We start from the raw sequence: 25,548 nt of genomic DNA, 5'->3' as shown, positions 1-25,548 counted from the left end.
CGTCGAGCCGAGACGAGGCCAAGGCGGCGATCCGACAACGCCGCCGGGCGCCGTCTGGGCCCGTCGCAGGCCGGCGAAGATCCGGGAGACATGCCTAGTCCCGCAGCCGCTTTCGAGCTGACATCACGAACGACTCAGCGCCACCGCCGCCCGGCCCCGACCAGGCCCCGGCCCTGACAGCCGCACCCACACCCGCCGGCACCCGCACCCGCACCCGCCAGCGGCAGCGGCAGCGACAGCGGCAGCGGCAGCGGCAGCGGCAGCGGCAGGTTGAATCGTTTACGACATCAGCTCGAAAGGACGCGCAGGCACAGTCGCCGGTGCGAGGAGGGCTTCGGGGCGCGACGGCCGGCGGCACCGAGAAGACCAGGGCCAGCGCTATGGGCACCGCCGACCGACCACGCCGGACGCCCAGTTCCCATCGCGGAATGCCGAAACGCGCACCGACCGCGAGAGCTCGAGCGGGAGCGGGAGGCTCAGCCGGTGATGGTGGCGGAGCCGAGCACCACGTCCCCGGCCGGGTCCGGCCGGTATGCCACCACGGCCTGCCCGGCGGCGACCCCGCGTACCGGGCGCCGCAGCTCGGCGTGCAGCCCGTCGGCGTCCAGCGACACGGTCGCCGGCACCACGTCGCCGTGCGCCCGCAACTGCACCTCGCACTCGACCGGGCCGGCGGGCCGCTCGCCACCGGTCCACACCGGGCGGGTGGCCCGCACCTGGGAGACCTCCAGCGCCTCGGCCGGGCCGACCGTCACAGTGTTGGTCTTCGGGGTGATGGAGAGCACGTAGCGGGGGCGGCCGTCCGGGGCGGGCCGGTCCAGGTGCAGGCCGCGCCGCTGCCCGACGGTGTACTGGTAGGCGCCGGTGTGGCTGCCCACCACCGCGCCGGTGAGCGCGTCGACCACCGCGCCGGGGGCCTCGCCGAGCCGCTCGGCCAGGAAGCCTCGGGTGTCGCCGTCGGCGATGAAGCAGATGTCGTGCGAGTCCGGCTTGTCGGCCACCGCGAGGCCACGCCGGGCGGCCTCCGCGCGTACCTCGGCCTTGGTGGAGTCGCCGAGCGGGAAGATCGACCGGTCGAGCTGCGCGCGGGTCAGCACCGCGAGGACGTACGACTGGTCCTTGGCCAGGTCGACGCTGCGCCGCAGCAGACCGTCCGGGCCGAGCCGGGCGTGGTGGCCGGTCACCACCGCGTCGAAGCCGAGCGCCACCGCCCGGTCCAGCACCGCGGCGAACTTGATCTTCTCGTTGCAGCGCAGGCACGGGTTCGGGGTACGGCCGGCCGCGTACTCGGCGACGAAGTCGTCCACCACGTCCTCGTGGAAGCGGTCGGCCAGGTCCCAGACGTAGAACGGGATGCTGAGCACGTCGGCGGCCCGACGGGCGTCCCGGGAGTCCTCGAGGGTGCAGCAGCCCCGGGCGCCGGTGCGGTAGGTCTGCGGGTTGCGGGCCAGCGCCAGGTGCACCCCGGTCACGTCGTGCCCGGCCTCCACCGCGCGCGCCGCCGCCACGGCGGAGTCCACCCCGCCCGACATCGCCGCCAGAACCCTCACCGGCTCACTCCCCTCGTCCTCACCGAGGGTATCCGGGTCAGCGGGGAGTGCGGAGAGCGGCCGCGCGGCGGGCCCGCTCCACGGCGGCCGGCAGCGCGGCGATCAGCGCGTCGACCTCCGCCCGGGTGCTGGTGTGGCCGAGGGTGAACCGCAGCGACGAACGGGCCCGGTCGTCGTCGGCGCCCATGGCCAGCAGCACGTGCGAGGGCTGGGCCACCCCGGCCGAGCAGGCCGAGCCGGTCGAGCAGGCGATGCCCTGGGCGTCGAGGAGGAGCAGCAGCGCGTCCCCCTCGCAGCCGGGGAAGGAGAAGTGCGCGTTGCCGGGGAGCCGCTCGACCGGGTCGCCGTTGAAGATCACCTCGGGGACGGCCTGCCGGACCCGTTCCACCAGCTCGTCGCGAAGGGCGGCGACCCGGGCCGCGTACTCCTGCTGGCGCTTCACGGCGGCCTCGACGGCGACCGCGAAGGCCACGATGCCGGCGGTGTCGAGGGTGCCGGAGCGGACGTCGCGCTCCTGGCCGCCGCCGTGCAGCACCGGGGTGGCGGCGACGTCCCGGGCCAGCAGCAGGGCACCGACCCCGGTCGGGCCGCCGAGCTTGTGCCCGGTGACGGTGAGGGCGGACACTCCGCTCGCGGCGAAGTCGACCGGCACCTGCCCGACCGCCTGGATCGCGTCGGTGTGGAACGGCACCCCGTGCTCGGCGGCGACCGCGGCCAGCTCGACGACCGGCTGCACCGTGCCCACCTCGTTGTTGGCCCACATGGTGGTGACCAGGGCCACCCGCTCGCCGTGCGCGGCCAGCTCGACGCGGAGCCGCTCCGGGTCGATCCGGCCGGCGGCGTCGACCGGCAGCCAGCCGACCTCGGCGCCCTCGTGCCCGGCGAGCCAGTCCACCGCGTCCAGCACGGCGTGGTGCTCGACGGCGCTGGAGACCACCCGGGTCCGCTCGGCATCGGCGGTGCGGCGGGCCCAGAAGATACCCTTCACCGCGAGGTTGTCGCTCTCGGTGCCACCCCCGGTGAAGATCACCTCGGAGGGACGGGCACCGAGGACGGCGGCCACCCGCTCGCGGGACTCCTCCACCCGCCGCCGGGCGCGCCGGCCCGCCGCGTGCAGCGACGACGCGTTGCCCACCTCGCGGGCCGTGGCGACGTACGCCTCGAGTGCCTCGTCGAGCATCGGGGTCGTCGCCGCGTGATCCAGGTATGCCATCCCGCTCAGCCTAACGGCCCTGCGCCCTGCCGCCGGATGCCGGACCGCCGTCGATCCCGGGCCACGCCGGATGTTCCCAGTCGGTACGCTGAACGGGCCCACGTGGCCGACAACTCGCCGAGGGCATCCCTGACGGGCTGATCGGCGGGCCGGCTCAGCTCCCCGGCCCGCCGATCAGCTCCTTTCGGTCACTTCCGCTTGCGGATCTCCGCCGCGGCCTGCGGGACGACCTTGAACAGGTCGCCGACCACGCCGAAGTCGGCCAGCTCGAAGATCGGCGCCTCGCCGTCCTTGTTCACCGCGACGATGGTCTTCGAGGTCTGCATGCCGGCCCGGTGCTGGATCGCGCCGGAGATGCCCAGCGCGATGTAGAGCTGCGGGGAGACGGTCTTGCCGGTCTGGCCCACCTGGAACTGGTGCGGGTAGAAGCCGGAGTCGACCGCCGCGCGGGACGCGCCGACGGCGCCGCCGAGCAGGTCGGCCAGCTCCTCGACCAGCTTGAAGTTGTCCGCGTTGCCGACACCGCGACCGCCGGAGACGACGACCGAGGCCTCGGTGAGCTCCGGGCGGGAGCCCTTCTGCTCGGCGACCCGCTCCACGACCTTGGCGAGCTTGTCGGCGTCGGTGACCGACACGGTGAGCTGCTCCACCGCCGGGCTGGCCGGGGCCGGGGCCGGGGTGAGCGAGTTCGGCCGGACGGTGACCAGCGGCAGCCCCTTGGTGACCTTGGACTTGACGATGGTGGAGCCGGCGAACGCGACCTGGGTCGCGGTGCCGTCGGCGGCGAGGGCGAGCACGTCGGTCAGGATGCCGTTGTCCAGCTTGACCGCCAGGCGGGCGGCGATCTCCTTGCCCTCCTGCGACGAGGCGAGCAGCACGGCGGCCGGCTGCACCCGCTTGACCAGCTCGGCCACCACGGTGGCCTTCGGGGCCACCAGGTAGCCGTCGATCTCCGCGCCCTCGGCGGCGTAGATCTTCTCCGCGCCGTACTCGCCCAGCTTGGCGCTCAGCGCCTCGGCGGCACCGGCGCCACCGAGCACGACCGCGCTCGGGGTGCCCAGCTCGCGGGCGAGGGTGAGCATCTCCAGGGTGACCTTCTTGACGCCGAACTCCCGGGTGGCTTCGACGACGACGAGAACCTCAGACATGTCCAGACCTCTCACACGAACTTCTCGGTGGCGAGGAACTCGACCAGCTTCACGCCGCCCTCGCCCTCGTCGGTGATCTTCTCGCCGCCGGAGCGCGGCGGGCGCTTGGTGTGCTCGAGCACGGCGCTGGTCGCGCCGTCGAAGCCCACCTCGGCGGGGGCGACGCCGAGGTCAGCCAGGGAGAGCGTCTGCACCGGCTTCTTCTTGGCGGCCATGATGCCCTTGAAGGAGGGGTAGCGCGGCTCGTTGATGGTGTCCCAGACGGAGACGACGGCCGGGGTGGCGGCGGTGACCACCTCGTAGCCCTCCTCGGTCTGCCGCTCGACGGTCAGGGTGGCGCCGTCGACGGTGAGCTTGCGCGCGCCGGTCAGGGCGGCGACCCCCAGCCGCTCGGCGATCATGTGCGGGAGGACCTGGACCCGGCCGTCGGTCGACTCGGCGCCGCAGATCACCAGGTCCGCGCCCAGCTGACCGAGGGCGGCGGCGAGCACCTTGGAGGTGGCCACGGCGCAGGACCCGTGCAGGGCGTCGTCCACCACGTGCACGGCCTTGTCCGGGCCCATGGAGAGCGCCTTGCGGATCGACTCGGTCGCCCGGTCCGGGCCCATGGTCAGGATGGTGACCTCGCCGCCGTGCGCCTCCTTGATCTTCAACGCCTCCTCGATGGCGTACTCGTCCATCTCGTTGATGACGTTGTTCGCCGAACCGCGGTCGACGGTGTTGTCGTCAGAACGCAGGTTGCGGTCCGCGCCCGAATCGGGCACCTGCTTGACGAGTACGACGATGTTCATCGCGCTTCGACGACCCTCCTGTTTGGTGTAGCGATCACTCGCCCGGTCACGGGCGCAGCCTCCCGCGTGACTTAACGATCGGTCAACTACGGGCTGCTGTGCGGTTGCCCACGGGACCTATGTTACCCACAAGTAGCATCGCCTCTCCGGGTGCTCAGAGTGACACAGGTCACCGAGCGCCAGCGTGCCGGGTAGGCTCACAAACCGGGAGGTGAGGCATATGTCCGAAACCAGCGTTTCACCGGGCCGGCGCGACCCGGCGGGAGGCGTGCGCACCTCCCGCCGGCCCTGCCGCCGGATGATCCCGGACACCTACCGGTGCGCCTGCGGCCGCGTCCGCGACCGCTGTGTCCGGGCCAGCGTCCGCGCGCTCTGGTCCGTCGAGCCGGTCAGGCGGGCCCGGCCAGCGCACCCCTGATCTTGTCGATCACCGCCGCCTCACTGGTCGACTTCCCCCGGTGGGCCTGCGCCACCTGCTCCGCCGCGGCCAGCACCACCGACCGGTACGCCTCGACGTCCGCCGGCGACTTCGCCCGCAGGATCTCCACCGCGCGGCGCAACGCGGGCAGCACCGTCGCCTCGATCTCCAGCGCGGAGTCCCGGGGCAGTTGCGGCAGCCGGCCCGTGGTGAGCGCCTCCTTCACCACCCCGCTGGCGCCGCCGAGCGCCCCGGACGCCGCGAAGCTCTCCCGCACCAGGGACAGCATTCCCGGCTCGGCGTTGGAGACCAGGAAGACCGCGCCGAAGGCCCCGGTCCTGAGGGTCAGCCGCTCGTCCTCCGTCAACGGTTCCATGATCACGGAGTGTAGACGTACGGAGTGGTCGTGGTGACCGCGACGAGCCCCAGCCGCTCCAGGATCGGGCGGCTGTCCGGCGAGCAGTCCACCTGCACCAGCGTCTTGCCGCGCTGCTCGGCCAGCCGCGCCCGGTACGCCACCAGCGCCCGGTAGATGCCCTTGCCCCGCCACTCGGCCAGGGTCGAGCCGCCCCAGAGCGTGGCGAAGCTGGTGTCGTGCAGATAGCGCACCCAACCGGCGCTGACCACCACGCCGCCCGCCTCGGCCACCACCACCGTGATCGACTGCGGGTCGACCTCGATCTCCTTCGCCAACCCGGTGACCAGGTGGCTCCGGTCGTCGTTCCAGACCGCCTCCTCCATCGCGGCGATCCGCTCCAGGTCCTCCCGGGCGGTCACCTCACGCAGGCGTACCCCCTCGGGCAGGACCGGGACGGCGGCGGCCAGGGCCGCGACCGGACCGACCACGACGGTCTCCAGATCCTCCGGCACGAAGCCGGCAGCGCTCAGCCGGTCGCCCAGGTCGGCCGGCTCGTCGTGACCGTTCAGCTTCCACTCGACCGCCTCGCCCCGGCCGCGGAAGAACTCGACCTGCCGGGCGATCAGCGCGTCCAACTCCGCGCCGGCCAGCCCGTCGAGGGTCCGGTACGTGATGAACCCGCGATGGTCCAGGCCGACGATGCGGACCAGCGGGCCGTCCCGCTCGACGGTCACGCCGGGCGGCGGCGGGTTCGGGATCTCCGGGCGGATCTGTGCGTCATAGGCATCGCGCAGGCTGCGCGCGTCAAGATCAGTCATCCCCCCAGGCTAGGCACCGGGTAAAGCGGATAATCGACGACATGTGGGAGGCGATCAGGCGCTGGTTCGACCCGCGCGAGCTGCGATCGGTCGGCACCACGCCGGACTACCGCTTCTCGCTGGCCAACGAGCGGACCTTCCTGGCCTGGCTGCGTACCGGCCTGGCGCTGATCGCCGGCGGGCTGGCCGCCGCGCAGTTCCTGCCCCCGCTACCCCTGGCCCACCTGCGCGAGGCGATCGCCATCGCACTGCTGCTGCTCGGCGGCACGGTCGCGGTCCGCGCGGTCGACCACTGGGCGCGTACCGAGCGGGCGATCCGGCTGGGCGAGGAACTGCCCGCGTCCCGCTTCCCGGCGATCCTGGCCCTCGCCGTCGCCGTCGGCGCGCTGCTGCTGGTGGTCGCGGTCCTCGCCCGGGCGATCCGATGACCGGCGACCCCGGGCTCCAGCCGGAACGGACCCGGCTGGCCTGGCGGCGTACCCTGCTGACCCTCACCGGGGTCACCGTGCTGCTGGTCCGGCTGGCGCTAACCGGCGGCGCCACGGGCGCTGCGCTGGCCGGGCTCGCCGTGCTGGCGTGGCTGGGCGCGCTCGCGGTGAGCTGGCGGCGGGCCACCGGCACCGGGGCATGGCGGCCGCCGCGCTGGTCGTTCCCGCTGACCGCGCTGACCGCTGCCGGTCTAGCGCTGCTCGGCGTCGTGCTGGTGGTGGCCGGGCTGCGCTGAACGGCGTCAGTGGTCCATGATGTCCGGCATGTATCGCCTGTACGGGCTCCTCTTCCTGGCCCAGATCGTGCTCGCCGTCTGCGCACTGATCAGCTGTCTCTCCGCCGAGGAGGGTGAGATCCGGGCGCTGCCCCGCATCGCCTGGGTGCTCATCATCCTGTTCTTCCCGCTGATCGGTTCGGTCGCCTGGTTCGCCGCCGGGCGGGAGCACACCGGTCGCCGACCCCGCACCCCCTGGCCGATGGGGAACGGCTTCTCCGAACAGGACCGCCGCCGGCCGGTGGCGCCGGACGACGACCCGGCGTTCCTGTCCTCCCTGGCCGAGCGGTCCCGCCGCGACGACCAGGAACTCCTCCGGCGCTGGGAGGACGACCTGCGCCGGCGCGAGGAGGACCTGCGCCGCCGGGAGGGCGACCGGGACCGGCCGGAGGTCTGAGCCCCGCTGGCGGTCCGACCACCCCGACAACCCGACCGCCGTCGCCGGTCACTCCGGCGACGGCGGTCGCCGGCCGTGGATCAGGCCAGGTTGGACGAGCGGGGGTACGCGTCGGACGGGTCGGTCAGCACGTTGACCAGGTACGGCACGCCGGCGTCGAAGGCGCGGGTCAGGGCCGGGCCGAGGTCGGCGGCCTTCTCCACCGTCTCGCCCGCGCCACCGAGCGCCTCGACCACCTTGTCGTAGCGCAGCCCGGGCTGGAGGTCGGCGGCCACGTCGTAGCCGTACATGGCCCGCATCGGGTGCTTCTCCAGCCCCCAGATGCCGTTGTTGCCGACCACGATGACCACCGGGAGCTGCTGCCGGACCAGGGACTCCACGTCCATCAGCGAGAAGCCGGCGGCGCCGTCGCCCATCAGCACGCAGATCTGCCGGTCGGGGTGGCTGACCCGGGCTCCCATGGCGTAGCCCATGCCGGTGCCGAGGCAGCCGTACGGGCCGGGGTCGAGCCAGGTGCCGGGCTGCGCCGGCTCCAGGTACTTCCCGGCGTACGACACGAAGTCGCCGCCGTCGCCGATGGTGATCGCGTCGGCGGCGAGCACCTTGCGCAGCTCGCCGTAGACCCGGGCCGGGCGGATCGGGTCCGTCTCGGCGGCCATCTCCTCGGCGTCGCGGGCCTTCGCGGCGTCCTCCGCGGTGCGCAGCTGGGCGATCCAGTCGGCGTGGTCGGCCCGGTCGCCGGAGTGCTCGGCGAGCGCGGTGAGGATGAGCCGCAGGTCGCCGGCGGGGCTGACGGCCGGCTGGACGTGCCCGGCACGCTGGCTGGGCGCGTCCACGATGTGGACTACCGGGGCGTCGCCGAAGTCGCCGAAGCTCAGCCGGAAGTCCAGCGGGGTGCCGACGACCACGACCACGTCGGCGCCCTTGAGGGCGACCCGGCGGGCCTTGGCGAAGGCCAGCGGGTGCTCCGGCGGCAGCGCGCCCCGGCCCATGCCGTTGGTGAAGACCGGCACCTGGAGGGACTCGGCGGCGGCGCGCAGGGCCTCGGTCGCGTCGCCCGCGTACACGTCGGAACCAGCGATGATCACCGGGCGGGCGGCGCCGGCGATCAGGCCGGCGGCCCTGGCGACCTCGTCCAGGTCCGCCTCAAGCGGGGCGACCGGGGTGACGGCTGGCAGGTCGGCGTCGCCGACCGAGAAGACCGCTTCGAGGGGGAAGTCGAGAAACACCGGGCCGCGGTGCGGGGTGAGCGCCGCGGTGAGGGCGGCGGTGACCGCGCGCGGGATGTCGTCGGCGCTGAACACCGTCTCGGCGTGCTTGGTCACCGGGGCGACCAGGGGCAGGTGATCCATCTCCTGCAGGCTGCCGGAGCCCCAGCGGAACTGCGGGGCCCGCCCGCCCAGCACCAGCACCGGGGAGGCGTTGAAGAAGGCGCTGGTCAGCCCGGAGACACCGTTGGTCACGCCGGGGCCGGCGGTGAGCACGGCCAGGCCGGGGCGGCGCTGGAGCTTCGCCACCGCCTCGGCGGCGAAGACGGCGGACTGCTCGTGCCGGACGTCGTAGATCGGGAAGCCGGTCCGGTGCGCGGCGTCGTAGAGCGGGAAGACGTGCCCGCCGGAGAGGGTGAACATCTCCCGTACGCCGTGCGCGCGCAGCGCCGCCAGCGCCAGTTCCCCGCCGTGCCCCTCGACCGTCATCGCCACTCCCCTTCGTCCCAGGACCGGAGTCACACGTTACTGGCCGGTAGGCAGAATGTGAACCGGCCTCGGGCCGGCGACGGAGGTGCGCCGCCGACCCGGGGCAGGCGGCTCAGCGGCCGGTGAAGTCAGGCTTGCGCTTCTCGACGAACGCGGCCATGCCCTCGCGCCGGTCGTCGGTGGCGAAGAGCGCCGCGAAGAGCTGGCTCTCCCAGGCCAGGCCCGAGTTGAGGTCCATGTCCAGGCCACCGTCGACGGCCAGCTTGGCGGCCCGCAGGGCCTGCACCGGGCCGGTCAGGAACGGCTTCACGTAGGCGACGGCGGCGTCGTAGACCTCGGCGGCCGGGACCACCCGGTCGGCCAGGCCAATCCGCAGTGCCTCCTGCGCGTCGACCATCCGGCCCGTCATGATCAGGTCCTTGGCCCGCGCCGGGCCGACCAGCCGGGCCAGCCGCTGGGTGCCGCCGGCGCCCGGGATGATGCCGAGCTTGATCTCCGGCTGGCCGAGCTTCGCGTCCTCGGCCACCACCCGCCAGTCACAGGCCAGGGCCAGCTCGCAACCGCCGCCGAGGGCGTACCCGGTGATCGCGGCGACCACCGGCTTCGGGATCCGGGCGATGGCGCCCAGCGCGCTGGAGAGGTCGGCGGCGCGGGCGGCCATGTCCACGTAGGACATGTCGGCCATCTCCTTGATGTCCGCGCCGGCGGCGAAGACCTTCTCCCCGCCGTACACGATGACGGCGCGGACCTCGGCGTCCGCGGTGGCCTCGGTGGCGGCGGCGCGCAACTCCTCCTGCACCTGGGTGTTGAGCGCGTTCATCGGCGGCCGCTCCAGCCGGATGGTGCCGATGCCGTCCTTCACTTCCAGCCTGACGAACTCGCCCACGCTGCCCTCACTTCCTCGTCGAAGTCGCGTGCCAACCTTACGGCCCGGGTCGTTGGGGCAAGTAGTCTGGTAGCTGCCCTGCCACCGGGAGTAAGGCCATGATCACGTATTACGACGACAGGTCCGTGCAGGTCACCTCGACCGCCGTGCGCGTCGACGGCCGGACGTTCCCGCTCGCCGAGATCAGCGTGGTGTGGCACCGCCGAGGCAGCCGCTCCTGGCGGGTGCTGGCCGGCCGGGGCGCCATCGGGGCGGCCCTCGCCGGGCCGGTGGCGGCCGCCGTGCTCGGGGTCGCGCTGGCCATCTGGCTGCGGCCCGCGCCGGTGGTGACGATCGCCATCGTGGGCGCCTCCGTGCTCGTCGGCCTCGGGGTCGGGCCGCTCGCCGACGTCCTCTTCGAACACCTCGACCGCTCCTACGACCGGGGCAGCCGGGAGCTGGAGATGTGGGCGCGTTGGCGGGGCCAGCCGGTGCGGCTGCTGCGCAGCGGCGACGCGCTGCGCTTCGGCCAGATCTACCGTGCGGTGCAGCGCGCCATGGAGAGCGGGCAGGTGCCCCGCCGTCAGAAGGCGATCGGCTCGTCCGGCAGCAGCCCCAGGCCGCGCAGCAGGCCATAGGTGTCCTGCTCGCCCCAGAACTGGACGATCCGCCCGCCGGCCAGCCGGTACATCTTGCAGGCGCTCTGCACGGTCGTCGCCCCGGTGGCGTCCCGCCGGTACGTCTGCGCCAGCGAGACGACCACCCGGTCCTCCGCCGCGAAGAGCTCCAGGATCTCCTGGTCGACGACGGTCAACCCGGGCGAGGAGACGGCGGCCTCGGGGTAGTGGCGGCCGCGCACCGCCGTGCCCGAGCCGTAGATCTCCACGTCCTCGGCGACCACCTCGGCCAACTCGGCCAGGTCCTTGGTGACGAACGTCCGCAGGTACCGGCGGACCACCTCGACGTTGCGCTCCTGCTCGCTGAGGCCCGCCGGGGCACCGGCGCCGTTCCGGTCCGTCATGCGCTCGGACGCTACCCGGCCGAGCGTGTTTCCGTTGTCCCCGCGGCCGGTCTGGGTTTGGAGCCGGAACCCCGAGCCCGGACCGCAGGCACTCCTGTTCGCCCCCTTTGGAGCTGATGTCGCAGACGATTCGGGCCCGCAGCCGCGCCCGGACGTGACATCGCAAGCGATTCAGCTCCAAAGGGGATGCGCAGCCATCGGGCCGCCGGCCCCGCCCCGCGAATGCGGCTCTCGCCAGCACCGGGGCTTGAAACCGGGTGGTTAATCTGAGTGATGACCCTCTATTACCGGGACGACGCGGTACAGGTCACCTCCGAGGCCATCCACGCGGGCGGGCACGTCGTCACCCTCGCCGACGTCACGTACGTCTGGCACGCGCGCGGACCGACCACCCTGGCCGTGCGGTCCCGGGTCCTCGGCCGCGGCGTCCTGGTCCTGCTCCTGTCGCTGCCGCCGCTGGTGGCCGTGGTCTGCGTACTGTCCCTCGCCTGGGCCGCGCAGGACCGGGGCAACTGGCAGCTGGCCCTGGTCGTCCTGGCCGGCTGCGCGGTCGCCGCGCTCGTGCTCACCCCCTTTCTGGAGGTGCCGCTCGGCTGGCTGGACCGCTCCTACGACCGCGGCAACCGGGTGCACGAGCTGTGGGTGCAGCACCACGGACGGGAGGTGATGCTGCTGCGGACACCGGACGCGCTGCGGTTCGGGCAGATCTACCGGGCGGTGCAGCGCGCCGTCGAGCAGCAGGGCGAGCGCCGCTGACCGCTCCACCCGGCGATGCTGGTCGGGGCAACGCACACTGGTGGGCATGGCGATTTCCCTCCCCCGCCCCGGCGCCGTCGTCGGGCTCACCCGTTCCGCCCTGGACCAGGCGCTCGGCTCGGCCGCCGCGTTCGCCGCCGTGCCGGCCCGTGCCTTCGCGGTGCTCGACGACGTGGAGTTGCTGCTGCGCCGGATCAACGGGGTGGTCGACCGGATCGAGGGCACGCTCGACCGCACCGACCGGGTGCTCACCGACGCGGAGGCTGCGGTCCGGGAGGTCGGCGTGATCAGCGCCGCCGCCACCAGGGCCATTGAGACGGCCACCGAGGTCGCCACGGCCGCCGCCGCGGCGGTCGGCGAGGCCGAGCGCGTCTCCGCCGCCGCCGGCGTGGTGGTCGGCGAGGCCGACCAGGTGGCCCGGGCGGCGGGCGCGGTGGTGGCCGAGGCCGAGGCGGCGACCGGCACCGCCGCTGAGCTGTTGGCGGCGTACGAGCCGGCGCTGCGGCGGGCCGCGCCGATGGCGGCCCGGTTCGTCGAGCAACTCAGCCCGGAGGAGGTGACCGCCGCGATCCGGCTGGTCGACGAGCTGCCGAAGCTGAAGGAGCACCTGACCGCGGACGTGCTGCCGATCCTGGCCACCCTGGACCGGGTCGGCCCCGACCTGCACGACCTGCTCGCCGTCACCCGCGACCTCAAGCTCGCCGTCGCCGGCATCCCGGGCCTCGGCATGCTCCGCCGCCGCGGCGAGCGCCTTGTCGACGACCCCACCGACCGGGACGCCGCAGCCAACTGACCGGGCCGACCGGGGGCTGCGGCCGGTCGCACCGGGGCTCAGCAGTCGCAGGTCACGGCGGCGCGGGGCGCGGTCAGCTCGTCCACCCGGCGGCGGACGGTCCCCTCCGGGGTTACCACCGGCAGCCCCTCCCGTGCCCAGTACTCGAAGCCGCCGATCATCTCCTTCACCCGCCAGCCGAGCCGGGCGAACTCCAGCGCCGCCCGGGTGGCCCCGTTGCAGCCCGGCCCCCAGCAGTACGTCACCACCGTCGACCCGGCCGGCACCACCTCGGCGGCGCCGGCGGCGATCTCGGCCGTGGGCAGGTGCACCGCATCCGGCAGGTGCCCCTGCCGCCAGGCCGCGGCCCCGCGCGAGTCGACCACCACCAGGCCGGGCGTGCCTGCCGTCAGGGCGGCGTGCACGTCGCTGACGTCGGTCTCGAAGCTGAGTCGGGCGAGGAAGTGGGCGGCAGCGGTCGCCGGTTCGGCCGGCGGTACGGAGAACGTCATGCCCCGATCCTGCGGCTCCGGCCGGCAGCGGCGGGAGTGGCGTGGTCGTCGTCCTTCGCTAAGATCCCGCCATGGCTCCCGTGGACCGTACCGTGGCGGTGCTCGCGTACCCGGGGATGTCGGTCTTCGAGACCGGCATCGTGACCGAGGTGTTCGGGCTGCCCCGCCCGGAGCTGGAGGTCGACTGGTACCGGCTCACCGTCTGCGCGGAACGCCCCGGGCCGGTGCCGGTCGTCGGCGGGGCCGCTCTGCACACGCCGCACGGCCTGGCGACCCTCGCCGAGGCCGGCACGGTGATCCTGCCCGGGGTGCCGGACGTCACCGCCGACCCTTCGCCGGAGCTGGTGGCCGCGTTGCGTCGGGCGCACCGGCGAGGCGCCCGGCTGATGTCGATCTGCTCCGGCGCGTTCGCCCTCGCCGGGGCGGGTCTGCTCGACGGCCGGCGGGCCACCACCCACTGGCGGTACGCGGACCTGCTGGCCCGGCGTCACCCGGCGGTCACCGTCGACCCGGACGTGCTCTACCTGGACGATGACGACATCCTCACCAGCGCGGGCAGCGCCGCCGGGCTGGACCTCTGCGTGCACGTGGTCCGCCGCGACTTCGGGGCGGCGGTCGCCAACGCGGTGGCCCGTCGGCTGGTGATCCCGCCGCACCGGGAGGGTGGGCAGGCCCAGTTCATCGAGGCGCCGGTGAGCGTCGACCCGGACGACGACCGGATCGCCGCCAGCATGGCCTGGGCGGTCCGCCACCTGGCCGAGCCGCTGACCGTGGCGGCGCTGGCCCGGCAGGCGCACATGTCGACCCGCAGCTACCTACGGCACTTCGCCCGGGCCGCCGGTGCCAGCCCGATCCGCTGGCTGATCGACCAGCGGGTGCGGGCCAGCCTCGCCCTGCTGGAGACGACCGATGCACCGGTGGCGGAGATCGCCGCGGCGGTGGGCTTTGACAGTCCGGTCACCTACCGGCACCACTTCGGGCGGGCGATGCGCACGTCGCCGTCGGCGTACCGGCGGGCGTTCCGGGCCGGCGTGGCGTAGCCGGTCAGGCCGGCGGGGTGTACAGCTCGTCGATCTCCCCCCGGCGGGGCATCGCCACCGACGCGCCGAGCCGGCGTGCGCAGGCCGCGCCGGCCGCCGTCGCCCAGTGCACCGCGTCGACGAGGTCCCGGCCCTCGCCCCAGCCGACGGCGAGTGCGGCGATGGCCTGGTTGGCGCCCTTGCCGCCGGGCAGCATCACGAAGTCGCTGCCGAGCACGGTCTCGCCGGGGCGGGGCAGCGCGGCGGCGGTGCCGACCAGGTCCATGTTGGCGCTGCCCACCACGGCGACCCGGGTCTGCGGCACGGTGGCCCCTCCTCCGGTCACGCGGCCCGGGCGGTCCACCGGTCGCCGGTGCGCTGCACGACCAGCGGCAGGCCGAAGGTCTTCGACAGGTTGTCGGCGGTGAGCGTGTCGGCGAGCAGACCCTGGGCCACCACGCCGCCCTCGCGCAGCAGCAGGGCGTGGGTGAAGCCGGGCGGGATCTCCTCGACGTGGTGGGTCACCAGCACCAGCGCCGGGGCGTCCGGGTCGTACGCCAGCTCGGCGAGCCGGGCGACCAGGTCCTCGCGCCCACCCAGGTCGAGCCCGGCGGCCGGCTCGTCGAGGAGCAGCAGCTCGGGGTCGGTCATCAGGGCGCGGGCGATCTGCACCCGCTTGCGCTCCCCCTCCGACAGCGTGCCGTACGCCCGCTCGGCGAGGTGGCCGACGCCGAGCTGGTGCAGCAGCGACTGGGCGCGCAGCTCGTCGGTGCGGTCGTAGTTCTCCCGCCAGCGGCCCACCACCGACCAGGCCGCGGTGACCACGACGTCGGCGACCCGCTCGTCGCCGGGAATCCGCTCGGCCAGCGCGGCGGTGGAGAGGCCGATGCGGGTCCGCAGCTCGTTGACGTCGGTGCGGCCGATCCGCTCGCCGAGGACGTGCGCGGTGCCGGTGGTCGGGTGCAGCCGGCCGGCGGCCAGGTTGAGCAGGGTGGTCTTGCCGGCGCCGTTCGCGCCGAGCACCACCCAGCGTTCGTCCAGCTCGACCCGCCAGTCGAGGTCGTGCAGCAGCGCGGTGCCGGAGCGTTTGACGCCGATCCCGTCGAGGCTGACCACCACATCCAGGTCATGAGTCACCGGTCCATCCAACCACGCAGCCCGCGCGCTGCCCCCCACGGGCGGGGTCGCCGCCATAGGGTGGGGCACCGTGTCGTTGGTCACCACACCCGGAGGATGGTTCATGCCCGACGCCTGCCAGGAGCCGCGGGGATGAGCGCGGTCATCGAGATCGCCGGTCTCCGCAAGACGTTCCACACCCTGCGCCAGGGGCGCCGGGTCGCCGTCGACGGTTTCGACCTGCTGGTCGAGTCGGGGCAGATCCACGGTTTCCTCGGGCCGAACGGCTCGGGCAAGACCACCACGCTGCGCGCCCTGCTCGGGCTGGTGCGGGCCGACGCCGGCCGGATGAGCGTGCTCGGGGCCAGTTCTCCGCAGCGGCTGCCGGAGGTGGCCGGGCGGGTCGGCGCGATCGTCGAGAGTCCACAGTTCTTCGGCAACTTCACCGCCCGCCGTACGCTGCGGCTGCTCGCGGTGGCCGGAGGCGTGCCCACCGGCCGGGTGGACGAGGTGCTGGAGCAGGTCGGACTGCGGGATCGGAGCGAGGAGCGGGTCAAGGGCTACTCGCTGGGCATGAAACAGCGGCTGGCCGTCGCGTCGGCGCTGCTCAAGAGCCCGGAGCTGCTGATCCTCGACGAGCCGGCCAACGGGCTGGACCCGGCCGGTATCCGGGAGATGCGGGACCTGATGCGCTCCCTCGCGGCGTCCGGGGTGACCGTGCTGCTGTCCAGCCACATCCTGGCCGAGATCCAGCTGATCTGCGACCACGTGACGATCATCAGCCGGGGTCGGCGGGTGGCGTACGGGCGGGTGGATGAGGTGCTGGACGGCTTCGACCAGCACGAGTGGCAGGTCCGGGTGGCCGAGCCGGAGCGGGCCGTGGAGCTGCTGGCCCAGGCCGGCATGTCGGTCACCGCCCATCCCGAGCACCTGTTGGTCGCCGGGGTCGACGACCCGGAGCTGATCAGCCGCACGCTGGGCGAGCAGGGTCTCTGGGTGCGGGAGCTGATTCCGCTCCGCCCGGACCTGGAGAGCGTCTTCCTGGAGCTGACCGGGACCACCCCGCACCCCACGGTGCCCCGGCAGGTGGACGGGTCGATACGCCCACCGGCCGGTTCGGACGACGTGGTGATCGATCTCGACGCGCGCGAGAGCCAGGAGGTGGACGCGTGAACCTGGTCCGTGCCGAGTTGGAGCGGCTGACCGCCCGCCGCTTCGTGCAACTGATGGTGGTGCTGCTGCTGGTCGCCTTCGCGGTGACCGCGGGGACCACGCTGGCCGGCTCACACCAGCCCTCGGCCGAGGAGTTGAGCCGGGCCCGGGCGCAGGCCGCGGAGCAGATCGCGCAGCTGGAGGCGGCGCACGATCGCTGCCTGGCCATCAAGGCCGGGACCGTGGAGCCGCAGGAGCACGACTACGTGCCCAAGGACTGCGCCGAGGTGGACCCGGGGCGGATGGAGCGGTTGCCGACCACCTCGGACTACCTCAGCGGAGTGTTCGTCTTCGCCACCGAGGCCAAGCCGCTGCTCTACTTCCTGATCGCGTTCCTGGTGCTGTTCGGCTTCCTGGTCGGGGCCTCATACATCGGCGCCGATCTGAACTCGGGTGGCGTGGTCAACCTGCTGCTGTGGCGACCCCGCCGGTGGGCGGTGCTCGGCGCCAAGCTCGGCACGCTGCTCGCCGGGCTGCTGGTGTTCTCCGCGGTGGCGTCGGCGGCGTATCTGACCGTGTTCTGGCTGATCGGCCAGACGGTCGGGTACCCCGGACCGATGGACGGGTCGTTCTGGGCGTCGCTGGGCGCCCAGCACGGGCGGGGGATGGCGCTGGTGCTGATCGCCGCGGCGGTCGGCTTCGCCATCGCGACGCTGGGCCGGCACACCGCCGCGGCGCTCGGCACGGTGGCCGCGTACCTGGTGGTGTGGGAACTGGGGGCGCGGCTGGTGTTGCAGATCCTCGACGCGGCCCGTCCGGACCAGTGGATGCTCTCCAGCTACCTGGGCGCCTGGCTCAGCGGTGAGGTCGAGTTCTGGGATCGCAGCGCCTGCCAGGGCGACATCTCCGGCTTCTGCGAGGGCTTGTACACCCTGACCTGGCGACCCGGGCTGGCGGTGCTGCTCGGGTTGGCCGTGGTGCTGGTCGGGGCCGCGTTCGCCGCGTTCCGCCGCCGCGACCTGATCTGAGCCGGGCCGGTGCGGCTCCCGTCGCCGGGGCCGCACCGGCAACTCCTTGCAGACGATCGCCAGCTCGTGAAGAATTCCTTCACATGGCGGCGTGGGCGACGACGGGCGGACGGTCAACCGACCGTCGAGCCGAACACCTCGTCGCGCACCGCGTCGAGCGCGGTGCGCAGCGCGCCGCGCAGGATCGGCTCCTCGGTGAGCCCGGTGGTGACCACCCGCGGCCGGACCAGGGTGATCGCCGCCACCTCGTGCTGCACCCGCTCGGCCAGCGCCGCCCCGCCTGCCTGCCCCACGTCGCCGGCGAGCACCACCAGCGGCGGGTCGAGCACCACGCAGGTGCTGGCCACCCCGAGGGCCAGCCGGCGGGCCAACTCGTCCAGCATCGATCCGCCGGCCGTGCCGGCGGCGATGGCGGCACGCACCGCGTCGGCCGCACTCTCCGCGGCGAAGCCGTGCTCGGCGGCCACCGCACGGACCGCGTCGGCGCCCGCGAGCTGCTGGAACGCAGGCTTGGCCCGCTTCGAGACGTCCCGCGGGATGGGTACGCCGGGCACCGGCAGGTAGCCGATCTCGCCGGCCGCGCCGCTGCTGCCGTGATGCAGCCGGCCACCGAGCATGATCGCCAGGCCGACGCCGGCGCCCACCCAGACCAGGACGAAGTCCGAGACGCCCTGCGCCGCGCCGGACTGGGCCTCGGCGACGGCGGCCAGGTTGACGTCGTTCTCGAAGACCACCGGGGTGTGCAGGTCCTCGCGGAGCGCGGCGAGCAGGCCGCGGTGCCAGCGCGGCAGGTTGAACGCGAAGGTGATGTCGCCGGTGCCCGGGTCCACCAGACCGGGGGTGCCGAGCACGATCCGCCGTACGCTCGACAGCTCCGCGCCGGCGCTGCTCGCCGCCTCGACCACGGCGTTGTGCACCACGCCAACCGGGTCGTCGGTGTCCTTCGTCGACTGCTCGACCCGGCCGATCACCGCCCCGGTGATGTCGGCGCAGGCCGCCACCACGCGCTCGGCGTCGACATCCACGCCGACCACGTACGCGCTGCCGGGCCGGACCGCGTAGAGCTGGGCGTTCGGGCCCCGCCCGCCGGCCTGCTCGCCGACCCGGGTGACCAGCCCGCGCTCTTCCAGCCGCTCGACGAGCTGAGACGCGGTCACCTTGGAGAGCCCGGTCAGCTCGCCGAGCCGGGCCCGGGTGAGCGGCCCGCGCTCGAGGAGCAGTTCCAGCGCCGCGCGGTCGTTGAGCGCCCGCAACAGGCGGGGGGTGCCGGGCAGCCGGGTCGCACTCATGCCAGGTCCTCTATTTTCAGTAAAGTTTGCTAACCACAAAAAGTCCTGCCGAGGGGTGTCCGCTAGCGTATCGGCCGCTCCGATCCTGAGTCGTCGGACGACCCGGCAGGGAAAGGGGAGACTCGTGGGCCTGGATCCAGGACTCCGTCGGCTGGCGCTGGGCACGTTGCTGGCCGCGTACCCCGGCCCGGTCCCGCCCGACTGGGCGGTGGACCTGCTCGCCGAAGGGCTCGCCGGGCACACCCTGTTCGGCACCAACATCCACGACCCGGCCCAGGTGGCGGCGACCACCGCCGAGCTGCGCGCCGGCCGCCCGGACGCGATAATCGCGATCGACGAGGAGGGCGGCGACGTCACCCGGCTGGCCCACGCCACCGGCAGCCCGTACCCGGGCAACGCGGCGCTCGGCGCGGTCGACGACGTGACGCTGACCCGCCAGGTGTACGCGGCGATCGGCGCCGAACTGGCCGCGCTCGGCATCACCTTCGACCTGGCGCCGACGGTCGACGTGAACACCGCCGACGAGAACCCGGTGATCGGCACCCGCTCGTTCGGGGCCGACCCGCTCCGGGTGGCCGCCCACTCGGCCGCCGCGGTGGCCGGCCTCCAGTCCGCCGGCGTCGCCGCCTGCGCCAAGCACTTCCCCGGCCACGGCGCGACCGTCGCCGACTCGCACTACGAACTGCCCACCGTCGACGTACCCCCGGCGGTGCTGCGCGCGCGGGACCTGCCGCCCTTCGCCGCGGTGGTCGACGCCGGGGTACGCGCCGTCATGACCGCGCACATCCGGGTGCCGGCGCTGACCGGCGACGGTCCGGCCACGTTCAGCCGGGCGGTCCTGGTCGACCTGCTGCGCGGCGAGTACGGCTTCACCGGCGCCGTGATCACCGACGCGCTGGAGATGAAGGGGGCCGCGCTGGCCGCGGGCGGGGTCGGTCCGGCCGCCGTACGCGCGCTGGCCGCCGGCGCGGACCTGCTCTGCATCGGCGCCAAGGTGGACGCCGACCTGGTGGAGCTGGTGGTCGAGGAGATCGTCGGCGCGCTCGGCGACGGCCGGCTGGACCGGGCCCGGGTCGAGGAGGCGGCCGGCCGTGCCGCCGAACTGGCCGCCTGGACCGGGACGGCCGGCACGCCGACCAGCGGCCCGGATGGCCTCGGCTACGCCGCCGCCCTGCGCGCGGTACGGGTCGAGGGCGACGTCACCGGCCTGATCGCGCCGCTGGTGGTGCAGGTGCACGCCACCTCGACCATTGCCGAGGGCCGGGTGCCGTGGGGGCTCGGGCCGCACCTGGCCCGGGCCGAGGAGGTCCGCGCCGTCGCGGGCAAGACCGACCCGGACGAGCTGCGCCGGCGGGCCGGGGACCGGCCCATCGTGCTGGTCGGCCGCCACCTGCACCGGCTGCCCGGGGCGCGGGAACTGGTCGAGGCGCTGGCTGCCGCGCACCCGGTGACCGTGGTGGAGATGGGTTGGCCGGGTGCCTGGCGGCCCGCCGGCGCCCGCGCCTTCGTCACCACGTACGGCGCCAGCCACGCCAACGGCCGGGCCGCGGCGGAGGTGCTCGGCCTGACCGGCTGAGCCGCCCCACCGCGGCGGTCGCCCGCCGAGCGCAGGCCGGGCCCTCCGCTCGGCGTCGTTCTGTGTTGGGCCCGGGCCGGGCCCCTCCCCTCGGCGCCGTCCTGTGTCGGGCCCGGGCCGGGCCCCTCCGCTCGGCATCGTCGTATGTCGGGCCCGGCCGGCCCATCCGCTCGGCATCGTCGTGTCGGACGCCCCCGCCGGGCGCTGCCCACGCGGGCGCCCGCCGGGTGAGCGTTCGTGGGGCGACGGACTGGTAACTGTGCGGCCCTACAGAGCTGATGGCGCAAACGATTCGGCCTGGTCGCCCGGGCCGAGTCGTTCACGCCATCAGCTCGAAAGGGCCCAACGAGGACCACCTCCGCCGGACCGATCCGTTCACGTCATCACGTTCTTAGCGCCGCGGCAGGCAGCCCCGACGGGATGCTTTCCGACTTCGCTGGCCGCCGCGCCCCTTCGTAGCGTCGCGGCGGGCGCCCTCCGACGGGATCGGCTGCGCCTCGCCGGCCGCCGCCTCCCTGGCGCGGCCGGTGACCAGTCCGCGCGGTCGCGCGTCGGCGTCGCCCCTCTCTTGAACACGTTCAAATCCTGTCGTACGCTGAGCGCGGCTTCGATTTGAACGCGTTCAAGAAGGGCGACGAGATGGACGTGAAGGTCTGGATGTACCTGGCCTACCTTGCGGTCAGCATTGGGCTGACCGTCTGGGTGGCCCGGGCGCTGTCCCGCAACGGGCTGGTCTTCCTGGAGGACGTCTTCGCCGACAAGCGGCTGGCGGACGCGGTCAACAGCCTGCTGGTGGTCGGCTTCTACCTGCTCAACCTCGGCTACGTGACGGTGGCGATGAAGGAGGCCGACGCGGTGGGCACCACCAGCCAGGCGCTGGAGGAGCTGTCCATGAAGGTGGGGTGGGTGCTGCTGGTGCTCGGCGCGCTGCACTTCTTCAACGTCTTCGCGCTCGGCCGGTACCGGCGCGGTCGGCTCCGCCAGCAGGCGGCCGCCGCCCACCCACCGCTCGCCCCGGTGGGCTACCTGCCCGCGCAGCCCGGCGCCCGGCCGGTCAACCCCGCCGGCCCGGCACCCCAGACCGGCCCGACACCGCCCACCGGGCCCACGCCACCGGCCGGCCCGACGCCACCGGTGCGATGACGCTCGTACCGGGCTGGCAGCCGGCGGATCCCACCGGGCACGGGGCCGATGGGATCCGCTGGTTCACCGTCCTCTACGACGCGCACTGCCCGATGTGCCGGGCCGCCCGGCAGTGGCTCGCGTCGCGCGCTCAGCTCGTACCCCTGGAGTTCGTGCCGGCCGGCTCGGTTGAGGCCCGGCGGCGCTTCCCCGGGCTGGACCACGACGCGACCCTGCGGGACCTGACCGTGGTGGCCGACACCGGCGCGGTGTACGCGGGCGACGGTGCCTGGTTCGCCTGCCTCTGGGCGCTGGCCGACCACCGCCGGACCGCGGACCGGCTGGCCCGCCGCGACCTGCTGCCGCTGGCGCGGCGGGTGGTGGCGACCGCCTCCTCGGTACGCGAACTGGTCCGCCAGCCCTGGCCGGACCCGGGATACGGTGACCACGATGACCGAGCAGACTGCGTCGACGACCGGTGCGGATGGCCCGACCACCGGGGCGACGGCCCGGGGTGAGCAGACCCGGCAGCTGATCCTGGACACCGCGATGCGGCTGTTCCGCGAGCGGGGCTACACCCGCACCACCATGCGGGCTATCGCCCAGGAGGCCGGCGTGGCGGTGGGCAACGCCTACTACTACTTCGGCTCGAAGGAACACCTGATCCAGGAGTTCTACGCGGGCACCCAGCACGAGCACCGGGCGGCGGCCGCGCCGACGCTGGCCCGGGAGCGGGACTTCGCCGCCCGGCTGGCCGGGGTGCTGCACGCCGGGGTGGACGTGCTGACGCCGTACCACTCGTTCGCGGCCACCTTCTTCAAGACGGCGGCGGAGCCGACCTCGCCGCTCAGCCCGTTCTCGTCGGAGTCGTCGGAGCCACGGGAGGCGTCGATCGCGCTCTTCCGCGAGGTGCTGGAAGGCTCCACCGCCCGGGTGGACGCCGAACTGCGGCCGGCGCTGCCGGAGCTGCTCTGGCTGGCGTACATGGGCGTGGTGCTCTACTGGGTGCACGACCGCTCGCCGGGGCAGGTGAAGACGCGGCAGTTGATCGACGGCGCGGTGCCGCTGGTCGACCGGCTGGTGGGGCTGTCCCGGCTGCGGGTGCTGCGCCCCGTGACCCGCCAGGTGCTCACCATCATCCACACGCTGCGTCACTGACCAGCGAAGGCCGCCAGCCCCGACTAAACCGCAGGTCAAGTCCATTACCGGACAGCACCAAACCGCCGATCACCCCTTGCTCCAGCAGCACGCCAACACTTAGCGTTACCCATGACGGGACCTGGGAGGAGAGGCTGCGGACCGTGGATCCGGCCCGGGATCCACGGTCCGCGCCCACCCGCGATCCGCACCCACCCGCGGTCAGCGGGGGGAGACGCCGTACGAGGTCCAGCCCCGGTCCGGGAAGCCGGCCGCCTCGGCCACCCGGGCTGAGGCGTGGTTGTCGAAGTTGTGCAGATAGGTGGGCACCGCTCCCTCGTCGAGCACCCGCCGGGCCGCCTGCGCGACCAGCCGCCGGGCCAGCCCCCGTCCCCGGGCGCCCGGCACCGTACCGACGGCCAGCTCGTGCCCGTACGCGTCGTGCCGTTTGATCCCCGCGCCGGCCAGGTAGCGCCCGTCGGCGTCGCGTACCACCAGCACCTCCCCGTCGAAGAGCCGCAGCCAGGGCGGCAGACCGGGCGCGGTCGGCGGGATCCACTCGCCGGCGTCGGGCAGCGGTGCCGGGGCGGTGCTCCACCGGAACCTGCCGGTGTGGGTGGTGAACTCCGGCAGCCCGACCGCCGCCGGCAGGGCGGGCAGCAGCTCGTCGAGCGGCCGCGCGGACCCGAGGGCCCGGACCGCGGGCACCCGGTCCGGTGGCACCGAGAGGATCGCGCAGTCGGGCGACGCGACAGCGAGGGCGGGCCGCAGCCGGCCGTCCCATGCCGGCCGGGCCCGGCGGTGCGAGCGGACCACGTGCAGCCCGGGCCCGGCCGGCCACTGCCCCAGCCAGGTCGCCAGGTGCAGGAACAACCGCCGGTCCAGCACGCGGCACACCTCCTCGCCCGGCCGTCACGCTTGTCGTGATCACGGTACGCCCGCCTCGCCCGTAAGGAACTCGCAATAGATCCACTAGCCGGTCCGTCGATACGCTGACCCGACGACGGGAGGTTCGCGGTGGCGCAGCGGGTACTGGTGGTCGACGACGACCGGACGGTCGCCGACGTGGTCTGCCGCTACCTGGAGCACGCGGGCTACGAGGTGAGCCACGCCGGGGACGGGGCCGCCGCGCTCGCCGCCGTGGCCCGCCACCCACCCCAGCTGGTGGTGCTCGACCTGATGCTGCCGGTGCTGGACGGGCTGGAGGTGTGCCGACGGTTGCGCGAGCGGCCGGACGGCGTACCCATCGTCATGTTGACCGCGCGCGGCGACGAGGCCGATCGGATCCTCGGCCTGCAACTGGGCGCGGACGACTACCTGAGCAAGCCGTTCTCCCCCCGGGAACTGGTGCTGCGGGTCCGCTCCGTGCTGCGCCGGGTCGGCGGCGAGCCGCCCGGCGTACCCGCCGAGGTGCTGACCGACGACGGCCTGGCGGTGGAGACCGGGCCCCGGGTGGCCCGGCTGCACGGCCGGGAGCTGACCCTGACGCTGCGCGAGTTCGACCTGCTGGCGCACCTGATGCGGCACCCGGCGCGGGCGTTCCGAAGGGCCGAACTGCTGGAGCGGGTGTGGGGCTGGAGCTTCGGCGACCAGTCCACCGTGACGGTCCACGTGCGACGGCTGCGGGAGAAGATCGAGGCGGACCCGGCGAACCCGCGCCGGATCGTCACCGTCTGGGGCGTCGGCTACCGCTACGAGCCGGGCGATGCGTGACCTGGCGCTGATCTTCGGGGTGGCGCTGGTCGCGGCGCTCGGCGTCGGCCTGGTCGGGGCGATCGCCCTGCGGCTGTTGCGTGGGCGGTCGATCACCGGGCACATCGTCGTGCTGCTGACCGTCACGGTGAGCGCGGTGGTGGCCGGGGTGGCGGTGGTCGCCGAGGCGATGTTCCTCTCCCCGCACGACCTGGAGGTGGTGCTGATCACCGTCTCGGCCGCCGCGGTGGTGAGCCTCGCGGTCGGCTGGCTCTTCGGCCGCCGGCTGGCCGCCGCCGCGGTCTGGGCGGACCAGGCGCGGGAGCGGGAGCGGCGGATCGAGAAGGGCCGCCGGGACCTGGTCGCCTGGGTCTCGCACGACCTGCGCACCCCGCTCGCGGGCCTGCGGGCGATGGCCGAGGCGCTGGAGGACGCGGTGGTCCACGACCCGGGGACGGTGGCCGAGTACCACCGCCGGATCCGGTTGGAGACCGACCGGATGACCCGGCTGGTGGACGACCTGTTCGAGCTCTCCCGGATCAACGCGGGTGCGCTGCGGCTGTCGCTGTCCGCGGTGCCGCTCGGCGACGTGGTCTCGGACGCCCTGGCCAGCACCGCGCCGCTGGCCGCCGCCCGGCGGATCCGGCTGGTGGCCGCCGAGTCGGGCTGGCCGACGGTGGCCGCGAGCGAGCCGGAGTTGGCTCGGGTGGTGGGCAACCTGCTGCTCAACGCGGTCCGCTACACCCCGGAGGACGGCACCGTACGGGTGGATGCCGGCCGCGACTCCGACAGCGCGTGGCTGGCCGTGACGGACACCTGCGGTGGCATCCCCGAGGGGGACCTGCCCCGCCTGTTCGACGTGGCGTTCCGGGGTGAGCCGGCGCGGACCCCGCGCCCCGGCAACGGCGGCGTCGAGGGATCGGGCGGGTTGGGGCTGGCCATCGTCCACGGTCTGGTTGACGCGCACGGCGGGCGGGTAGACGTACAGAACGTCGCCGGCGGCTGCCGATTCGTCGTCCGGTTACCGGCGACGGGAACCTGACGCATCGACGCTGCGTCATATCCATTTCCATACATGGACAAATTTCTTTGGGACGGTAATGGTCATGCCGAATCAGCCGAATGACCGGTACCAGCAGGAAATTGAGCGCAGCTGGCCGGCTGCCGGGCCGGCCGAAGGGTTTCCGGCGCAGCCGGCCCACCGGGAGGCCCGGAGCGCCGGCCAGCTCTCCTGGGCGGAGCTGAACGCGCTGCCGGCCGGCACCTCGACCCGGCACGGCCTCAACAGCCGCTGACGTCCGGCCCGACGGACGGGTCGGCGGCGGCGACACACCCGGG

The 25,548-nt window shown here is 73.9% G+C and carries 29 protein-coding genes and 2 pseudogenes; 16 read left to right on the top strand and 15 right to left on the bottom strand.

The features are described 5' to 3' along the window. Positions 1 to 476: 476 nt before the first annotated feature. From mnmA to ACFYML_RS08330, 6 genes are all read right to left on the bottom strand, one after another. Positions 477 to 1,550, bottom strand: a complete 1,074-nt coding sequence (gene mnmA, locus ACFYML_RS08355) for a tRNA 2-thiouridine(34) synthase MnmA (protein ID WP_387419936.1) — start codon at positions 1,548 to 1,550, stop codon at positions 477 to 479. 37 nt (positions 1,551 to 1,587) lie between these two features. Then, positions 1,588 to 2,763: a cysteine desulfurase family protein gene (locus ACFYML_RS08350; protein WP_387419935.1), complete on the bottom strand. Its 1,176-nt coding sequence runs from the start codon at positions 2,761 to 2,763 to the stop codon at positions 1,588 to 1,590. Between the two features lie 188 nt (positions 2,764 to 2,951). After that, a complete protein-coding gene (locus ACFYML_RS08345; protein ID WP_387419934.1) occupies positions 2,952 to 3,911 on the bottom strand; it encodes an electron transfer flavoprotein subunit alpha/FixB family protein in 960 nt (319 codons plus the stop codon). 11 nt (positions 3,912 to 3,922) lie between these two features. Further along, positions 3,923 to 4,702 carry an electron transfer flavoprotein subunit beta/FixA family protein gene (locus tag ACFYML_RS08340; protein WP_387419933.1) on the bottom strand — a complete coding sequence of 260 codons (780 nt, stop codon included), beginning with the start codon at positions 4,700 to 4,702 and terminating at the stop codon, positions 3,923 to 3,925. A gap of 389 nt (positions 4,703 to 5,091) precedes the next feature. Next, positions 5,092 to 5,496: a hypothetical protein gene (locus ACFYML_RS08335; protein WP_387419932.1), complete on the bottom strand. Its 405-nt coding sequence runs from the start codon at positions 5,494 to 5,496 to the stop codon at positions 5,092 to 5,094. A gap of 2 nt (positions 5,497 to 5,498) precedes the next feature. After that, entirely contained in the window at positions 5,499 to 6,296 is a 798-nt protein-coding gene (locus ACFYML_RS08330) for a GNAT family N-acetyltransferase (RefSeq protein WP_387419931.1), read from the bottom strand. 41 nt (positions 6,297 to 6,337) lie between these two features. On the opposite strand from ACFYML_RS08330, the gene ACFYML_RS08325 reads away from it, so the two are divergent. Genes ACFYML_RS08325 through ACFYML_RS08315 form a run of 3 tightly spaced genes read left to right on the top strand, consistent with a single transcriptional unit; the run spans position 6,338 to position 7,456 of the window. Further along, positions 6,338 to 6,724 carry a DUF202 domain-containing protein gene (locus ACFYML_RS08325; protein WP_357433901.1) on the top strand — a complete coding sequence of 129 codons (387 nt, stop codon included), beginning with the start codon at positions 6,338 to 6,340 and terminating at the stop codon, positions 6,722 to 6,724. Continuing rightward, positions 6,721 to 7,020, top strand: a complete 300-nt coding sequence (locus ACFYML_RS08320) for a DUF202 domain-containing protein (protein WP_357433903.1) — start codon at positions 6,721 to 6,723, stop codon at positions 7,018 to 7,020. The genes ACFYML_RS08325 and ACFYML_RS08320 overlap by 4 nt, the downstream gene beginning before the upstream one ends. 28 nt (positions 7,021 to 7,048) lie before the next feature. Then, positions 7,049 to 7,456, top strand: coding sequence for a PLD nuclease N-terminal domain-containing protein (locus ACFYML_RS08315; RefSeq protein WP_387419930.1), 408 nt, complete (start codon positions 7,049 to 7,051; stop codon positions 7,454 to 7,456). A gap of 80 nt (positions 7,457 to 7,536) precedes the next feature. Here ACFYML_RS08315 and ACFYML_RS08310 read toward each other — a convergent pair whose 3' ends face one another. Next, positions 7,537 to 9,153 (bottom strand): acetolactate synthase, encoded by a 1,617-nt coding sequence (locus ACFYML_RS08310; RefSeq protein WP_387419929.1) that lies wholly within the window; start codon positions 9,151 to 9,153, stop codon positions 7,537 to 7,539. 112 nt (positions 9,154 to 9,265) lie between these two features. Continuing rightward, positions 9,266 to 10,039, bottom strand: coding sequence for an enoyl-CoA hydratase-related protein (locus ACFYML_RS08305; RefSeq protein ID WP_387419928.1), 774 nt, complete (start codon positions 10,037 to 10,039; stop codon positions 9,266 to 9,268). A 98-nt stretch (positions 10,040 to 10,137) separates the two neighbouring features. Between ACFYML_RS08305 and ACFYML_RS08300 the strand changes: the two genes are divergently transcribed. Further along, a complete protein-coding gene (locus tag ACFYML_RS08300) occupies positions 10,138 to 10,656 on the top strand; it encodes a DUF6232 family protein (protein ID WP_073832420.1) in 519 nt (172 codons plus the stop codon). Here ACFYML_RS08300 and ACFYML_RS08295 read toward each other — a convergent pair. Further along, positions 10,602 to 11,039: a nuclear transport factor 2 family protein gene (locus ACFYML_RS08295; protein ID WP_387419927.1), complete on the bottom strand. Its 438-nt coding sequence runs from the start codon at positions 11,037 to 11,039 to the stop codon at positions 10,602 to 10,604. The genes ACFYML_RS08300 and ACFYML_RS08295 overlap by 55 nt on opposite strands. A 273-nt stretch (positions 11,040 to 11,312) precedes the next feature. Between ACFYML_RS08295 and ACFYML_RS08290 the strand changes: the two genes are divergently transcribed. Together ACFYML_RS08290 and ACFYML_RS08285 are read left to right on the top strand one after the other, a co-directional pair. Next, a complete protein-coding gene (locus ACFYML_RS08290) occupies positions 11,313 to 11,795 on the top strand; it encodes a DUF6232 family protein (RefSeq protein WP_387419926.1) in 483 nt (160 codons plus the stop codon). Between the two features lie 46 nt (positions 11,796 to 11,841). Further along, entirely contained in the window at positions 11,842 to 12,588 is a 747-nt protein-coding gene (locus ACFYML_RS08285; RefSeq protein WP_387419925.1) for a hypothetical protein, read from the top strand. Positions 12,589 to 12,626: 38 nt separating this feature from the next. Here the strand turns inward: ACFYML_RS08285 and ACFYML_RS08280 are convergent, their stop codons facing one another. Further along, positions 12,627 to 13,079, bottom strand: a complete 453-nt coding sequence (locus tag ACFYML_RS08280) for a rhodanese-like domain-containing protein (protein WP_387419924.1) — start codon at positions 13,077 to 13,079, stop codon at positions 12,627 to 12,629. Between the two features lie 71 nt (positions 13,080 to 13,150). Here ACFYML_RS08280 and ACFYML_RS08275 point away from each other — a divergent pair, with 71 nt between their 5' ends. Further along, entirely contained in the window at positions 13,151 to 14,119 is a 969-nt protein-coding gene (locus ACFYML_RS08275; RefSeq protein ID WP_387419923.1) for a helix-turn-helix domain-containing protein, read from the top strand. 4 nt (positions 14,120 to 14,123) lie between these two features. Here the strand turns inward: ACFYML_RS08275 and ACFYML_RS08270 are convergent. The 3 genes and pseudogenes from ACFYML_RS08270 to ACFYML_RS08260 all read right to left on the bottom strand — a co-directional run. Beyond that, positions 14,124 to 14,279 (bottom strand): annotated as a pseudogene (locus ACFYML_RS08270) (ribokinase); the annotation flags it as partial. Continuing rightward, positions 14,262 to 14,423: pseudogene (locus ACFYML_RS08265) on the bottom strand (PfkB family carbohydrate kinase); the annotation flags it as partial. The pseudogenes ACFYML_RS08265 and ACFYML_RS08270, both read right to left, overlap by 18 nt. Before the next feature lie 17 nt (positions 14,424 to 14,440). Further along, positions 14,441 to 15,292 carry an ABC transporter ATP-binding protein gene (locus ACFYML_RS08260; RefSeq protein ID WP_387420013.1) on the bottom strand — a complete coding sequence of 284 codons (852 nt, stop codon included), beginning with the start codon at positions 15,290 to 15,292 and terminating at the stop codon, positions 14,441 to 14,443. A gap of 75 nt (positions 15,293 to 15,367) precedes the next feature. Here ACFYML_RS08260 and ACFYML_RS08255 point away from each other — a divergent pair, with 75 nt between their 5' ends. Both ACFYML_RS08255 and ACFYML_RS08250 read left to right on the top strand, forming a co-directional pair. After that, a complete protein-coding gene (locus ACFYML_RS08255; protein WP_387419922.1) occupies positions 15,368 to 16,387 on the top strand; it encodes an ABC transporter ATP-binding protein in 1,020 nt (339 codons plus the stop codon). Next, a complete protein-coding gene (locus tag ACFYML_RS08250; RefSeq protein ID WP_387419921.1) occupies positions 16,384 to 17,394 on the top strand; it encodes an ABC transporter permease subunit in 1,011 nt (336 codons plus the stop codon). The genes ACFYML_RS08255 and ACFYML_RS08250 overlap by 4 nt, the downstream gene beginning before the upstream one ends. 113 nt (positions 17,395 to 17,507) lie before the next feature. Here the strand turns inward: ACFYML_RS08250 and ACFYML_RS08245 are convergent, their stop codons facing one another. Further along, positions 17,508 to 18,683 carry an ROK family protein gene (locus ACFYML_RS08245; RefSeq protein ID WP_387419920.1) on the bottom strand — a complete coding sequence of 392 codons (1,176 nt, stop codon included), beginning with the start codon at positions 18,681 to 18,683 and terminating at the stop codon, positions 17,508 to 17,510. Between the two features lie 124 nt (positions 18,684 to 18,807). Between ACFYML_RS08245 and ACFYML_RS08240 the strand changes: the two genes are divergently transcribed. The 4 genes from ACFYML_RS08240 to ACFYML_RS08225 all read left to right on the top strand — a co-directional run bounded on the left by ACFYML_RS08240 (position 18,808) and on the right by ACFYML_RS08225 (position 22,539). Then, positions 18,808 to 20,259, top strand: coding sequence for a glycoside hydrolase family 3 N-terminal domain-containing protein (locus tag ACFYML_RS08240; RefSeq protein ID WP_387419919.1), 1,452 nt, complete (start codon positions 18,808 to 18,810; stop codon positions 20,257 to 20,259). A 639-nt stretch (positions 20,260 to 20,898) separates the two neighbouring features. Then, positions 20,899 to 21,402: a hypothetical protein gene (locus tag ACFYML_RS08235; protein ID WP_387419918.1), complete on the top strand. Its 504-nt coding sequence runs from the start codon at positions 20,899 to 20,901 to the stop codon at positions 21,400 to 21,402. Further along, positions 21,399 to 21,899: a thiol-disulfide oxidoreductase DCC family protein gene (locus ACFYML_RS08230; RefSeq protein ID WP_387419917.1), complete on the top strand. Its 501-nt coding sequence runs from the start codon at positions 21,399 to 21,401 to the stop codon at positions 21,897 to 21,899. Before ACFYML_RS08235 ends, ACFYML_RS08230 begins: the two co-directional genes overlap by 4 nt. After that, a complete protein-coding gene (locus ACFYML_RS08225; RefSeq protein WP_387419916.1) occupies positions 21,832 to 22,539 on the top strand; it encodes a TetR family transcriptional regulator in 708 nt (235 codons plus the stop codon). Before ACFYML_RS08230 ends, ACFYML_RS08225 begins: the two co-directional genes overlap by 68 nt. Positions 22,540 to 22,740: 201 nt before the next feature. Here the strand turns inward: ACFYML_RS08225 and ACFYML_RS08220 are convergent, their stop codons facing one another. Further along, on the bottom strand, positions 22,741 to 23,406 hold the full coding sequence (locus tag ACFYML_RS08220) for a GNAT family N-acetyltransferase (protein WP_387419915.1): 666 nt from the start codon (positions 23,404 to 23,406) through the stop codon (positions 22,741 to 22,743). Between the two features lie 129 nt (positions 23,407 to 23,535). Here ACFYML_RS08220 and ACFYML_RS08215 point away from each other — a divergent pair, with 129 nt between their 5' ends. From ACFYML_RS08215 to ACFYML_RS08205, 3 genes are all read left to right on the top strand, one after another. Beyond that, a complete protein-coding gene (locus ACFYML_RS08215; protein WP_387419914.1) occupies positions 23,536 to 24,231 on the top strand; it encodes a response regulator transcription factor in 696 nt (231 codons plus the stop codon). After that, entirely contained in the window at positions 24,224 to 25,252 is a 1,029-nt protein-coding gene (locus tag ACFYML_RS08210) for a sensor histidine kinase (RefSeq protein ID WP_387419913.1), read from the top strand. The genes ACFYML_RS08215 and ACFYML_RS08210 overlap by 8 nt, the downstream gene beginning before the upstream one ends. 64 nt (positions 25,253 to 25,316) lie before the next feature. Next, positions 25,317 to 25,505 carry a DNA repair protein gene (locus ACFYML_RS08205; RefSeq protein ID WP_073832407.1) on the top strand — a complete coding sequence of 63 codons (189 nt, stop codon included), beginning with the start codon at positions 25,317 to 25,319 and terminating at the stop codon, positions 25,503 to 25,505. The last annotated feature ends 43 nt before the right edge of the window (positions 25,506 to 25,548 follow it).

The organism is Micromonospora sp. NPDC007230, from assembly GCF_042869115.1.
Lineage (GTDB): Bacteria > Actinomycetota > Actinomycetes > Mycobacteriales > Micromonosporaceae > Micromonospora.
The sequence above is the reverse complement of the archived record's forward strand: the minus strand, read 5'-3'. Positions and strand labels throughout refer to the sequence as shown.

Excerpts from the sequence above, each read along its gene's own strand:
- ACFYML_RS08315 (WP_387419930.1), top strand. The coding sequence starts at position 7,049 with ATGTATCGCCTGTACGGGCTCCTCTTCCTGGCCCAGATCGTGCTCGCC.
- ACFYML_RS08260 (WP_387420013.1), bottom strand. The coding sequence starts at position 15,292 with ATGGCGGCGACCCCGCCCGTGGGGGGCAGCGCGCGGGCTGCGTGGTTG.
- ACFYML_RS08335 (WP_387419932.1), bottom strand. The coding sequence starts at position 5,496 with ATGGAACCGTTGACGGAGGACGAGCGGCTGACCCTCAGGACCGGGGCC.
- ACFYML_RS08330 (WP_387419931.1), bottom strand. The coding sequence starts at position 6,296 with ATGACTGATCTTGACGCGCGCAGCCTGCGCGATGCCTATGACGCACAG.
- ACFYML_RS08340 (WP_387419933.1), bottom strand. The coding sequence starts at position 4,702 with ATGAACATCGTCGTACTCGTCAAGCAGGTGCCCGATTCGGGCGCGGAC.
- ACFYML_RS08350 (WP_387419935.1), bottom strand. The coding sequence starts at position 2,763 with ATGGCATACCTGGATCACGCGGCGACGACCCCGATGCTCGACGAGGCA.
- ACFYML_RS08310 (WP_387419929.1), bottom strand. The coding sequence starts at position 9,153 with ATGACGGTCGAGGGGCACGGCGGGGAACTGGCGCTGGCGGCGCTGCGC.
- ACFYML_RS08230 (WP_387419917.1), top strand. The coding sequence starts at position 21,399 with ATGACGCTCGTACCGGGCTGGCAGCCGGCGGATCCCACCGGGCACGGG.
- ACFYML_RS08210 (WP_387419913.1), top strand. The coding sequence starts at position 24,224 with ATGCGTGACCTGGCGCTGATCTTCGGGGTGGCGCTGGTCGCGGCGCTC.
- ACFYML_RS08320 (WP_357433903.1), top strand. The coding sequence starts at position 6,721 with ATGACCGGCGACCCCGGGCTCCAGCCGGAACGGACCCGGCTGGCCTGG.
- ACFYML_RS08205 (WP_073832407.1), top strand. The coding sequence starts at position 25,317 with ATGCCGAATCAGCCGAATGACCGGTACCAGCAGGAAATTGAGCGCAGC.
- ACFYML_RS08275 (WP_387419923.1), top strand. The coding sequence starts at position 13,151 with ATGGCTCCCGTGGACCGTACCGTGGCGGTGCTCGCGTACCCGGGGATG.
- ACFYML_RS08225 (WP_387419916.1), top strand. The coding sequence starts at position 21,832 with ATGACCGAGCAGACTGCGTCGACGACCGGTGCGGATGGCCCGACCACC.
- ACFYML_RS08255 (WP_387419922.1), top strand. The coding sequence starts at position 15,368 with ATGAGCGCGGTCATCGAGATCGCCGGTCTCCGCAAGACGTTCCACACC.
- ACFYML_RS08290 (WP_387419926.1), top strand. The coding sequence starts at position 11,313 with ATGACCCTCTATTACCGGGACGACGCGGTACAGGTCACCTCCGAGGCC.
- ACFYML_RS08345 (WP_387419934.1), bottom strand. The coding sequence starts at position 3,911 with ATGTCTGAGGTTCTCGTCGTCGTCGAAGCCACCCGGGAGTTCGGCGTC.
- ACFYML_RS08285 (WP_387419925.1), top strand. The coding sequence starts at position 11,842 with ATGGCGATTTCCCTCCCCCGCCCCGGCGCCGTCGTCGGGCTCACCCGT.
- ACFYML_RS08300 (WP_073832420.1), top strand. The coding sequence starts at position 10,138 with ATGATCACGTATTACGACGACAGGTCCGTGCAGGTCACCTCGACCGCC.
- ACFYML_RS08295 (WP_387419927.1), bottom strand. The coding sequence starts at position 11,039 with ATGACGGACCGGAACGGCGCCGGTGCCCCGGCGGGCCTCAGCGAGCAG.
- ACFYML_RS08325 (WP_357433901.1), top strand. The coding sequence starts at position 6,338 with ATGTGGGAGGCGATCAGGCGCTGGTTCGACCCGCGCGAGCTGCGATCG.
- ACFYML_RS08235 (WP_387419918.1), top strand. The coding sequence starts at position 20,899 with ATGGACGTGAAGGTCTGGATGTACCTGGCCTACCTTGCGGTCAGCATT.
- ACFYML_RS08245 (WP_387419920.1), bottom strand. The coding sequence starts at position 18,683 with ATGAGTGCGACCCGGCTGCCCGGCACCCCCCGCCTGTTGCGGGCGCTC.
- ACFYML_RS08280 (WP_387419924.1), bottom strand. The coding sequence starts at position 13,079 with ATGACGTTCTCCGTACCGCCGGCCGAACCGGCGACCGCTGCCGCCCAC.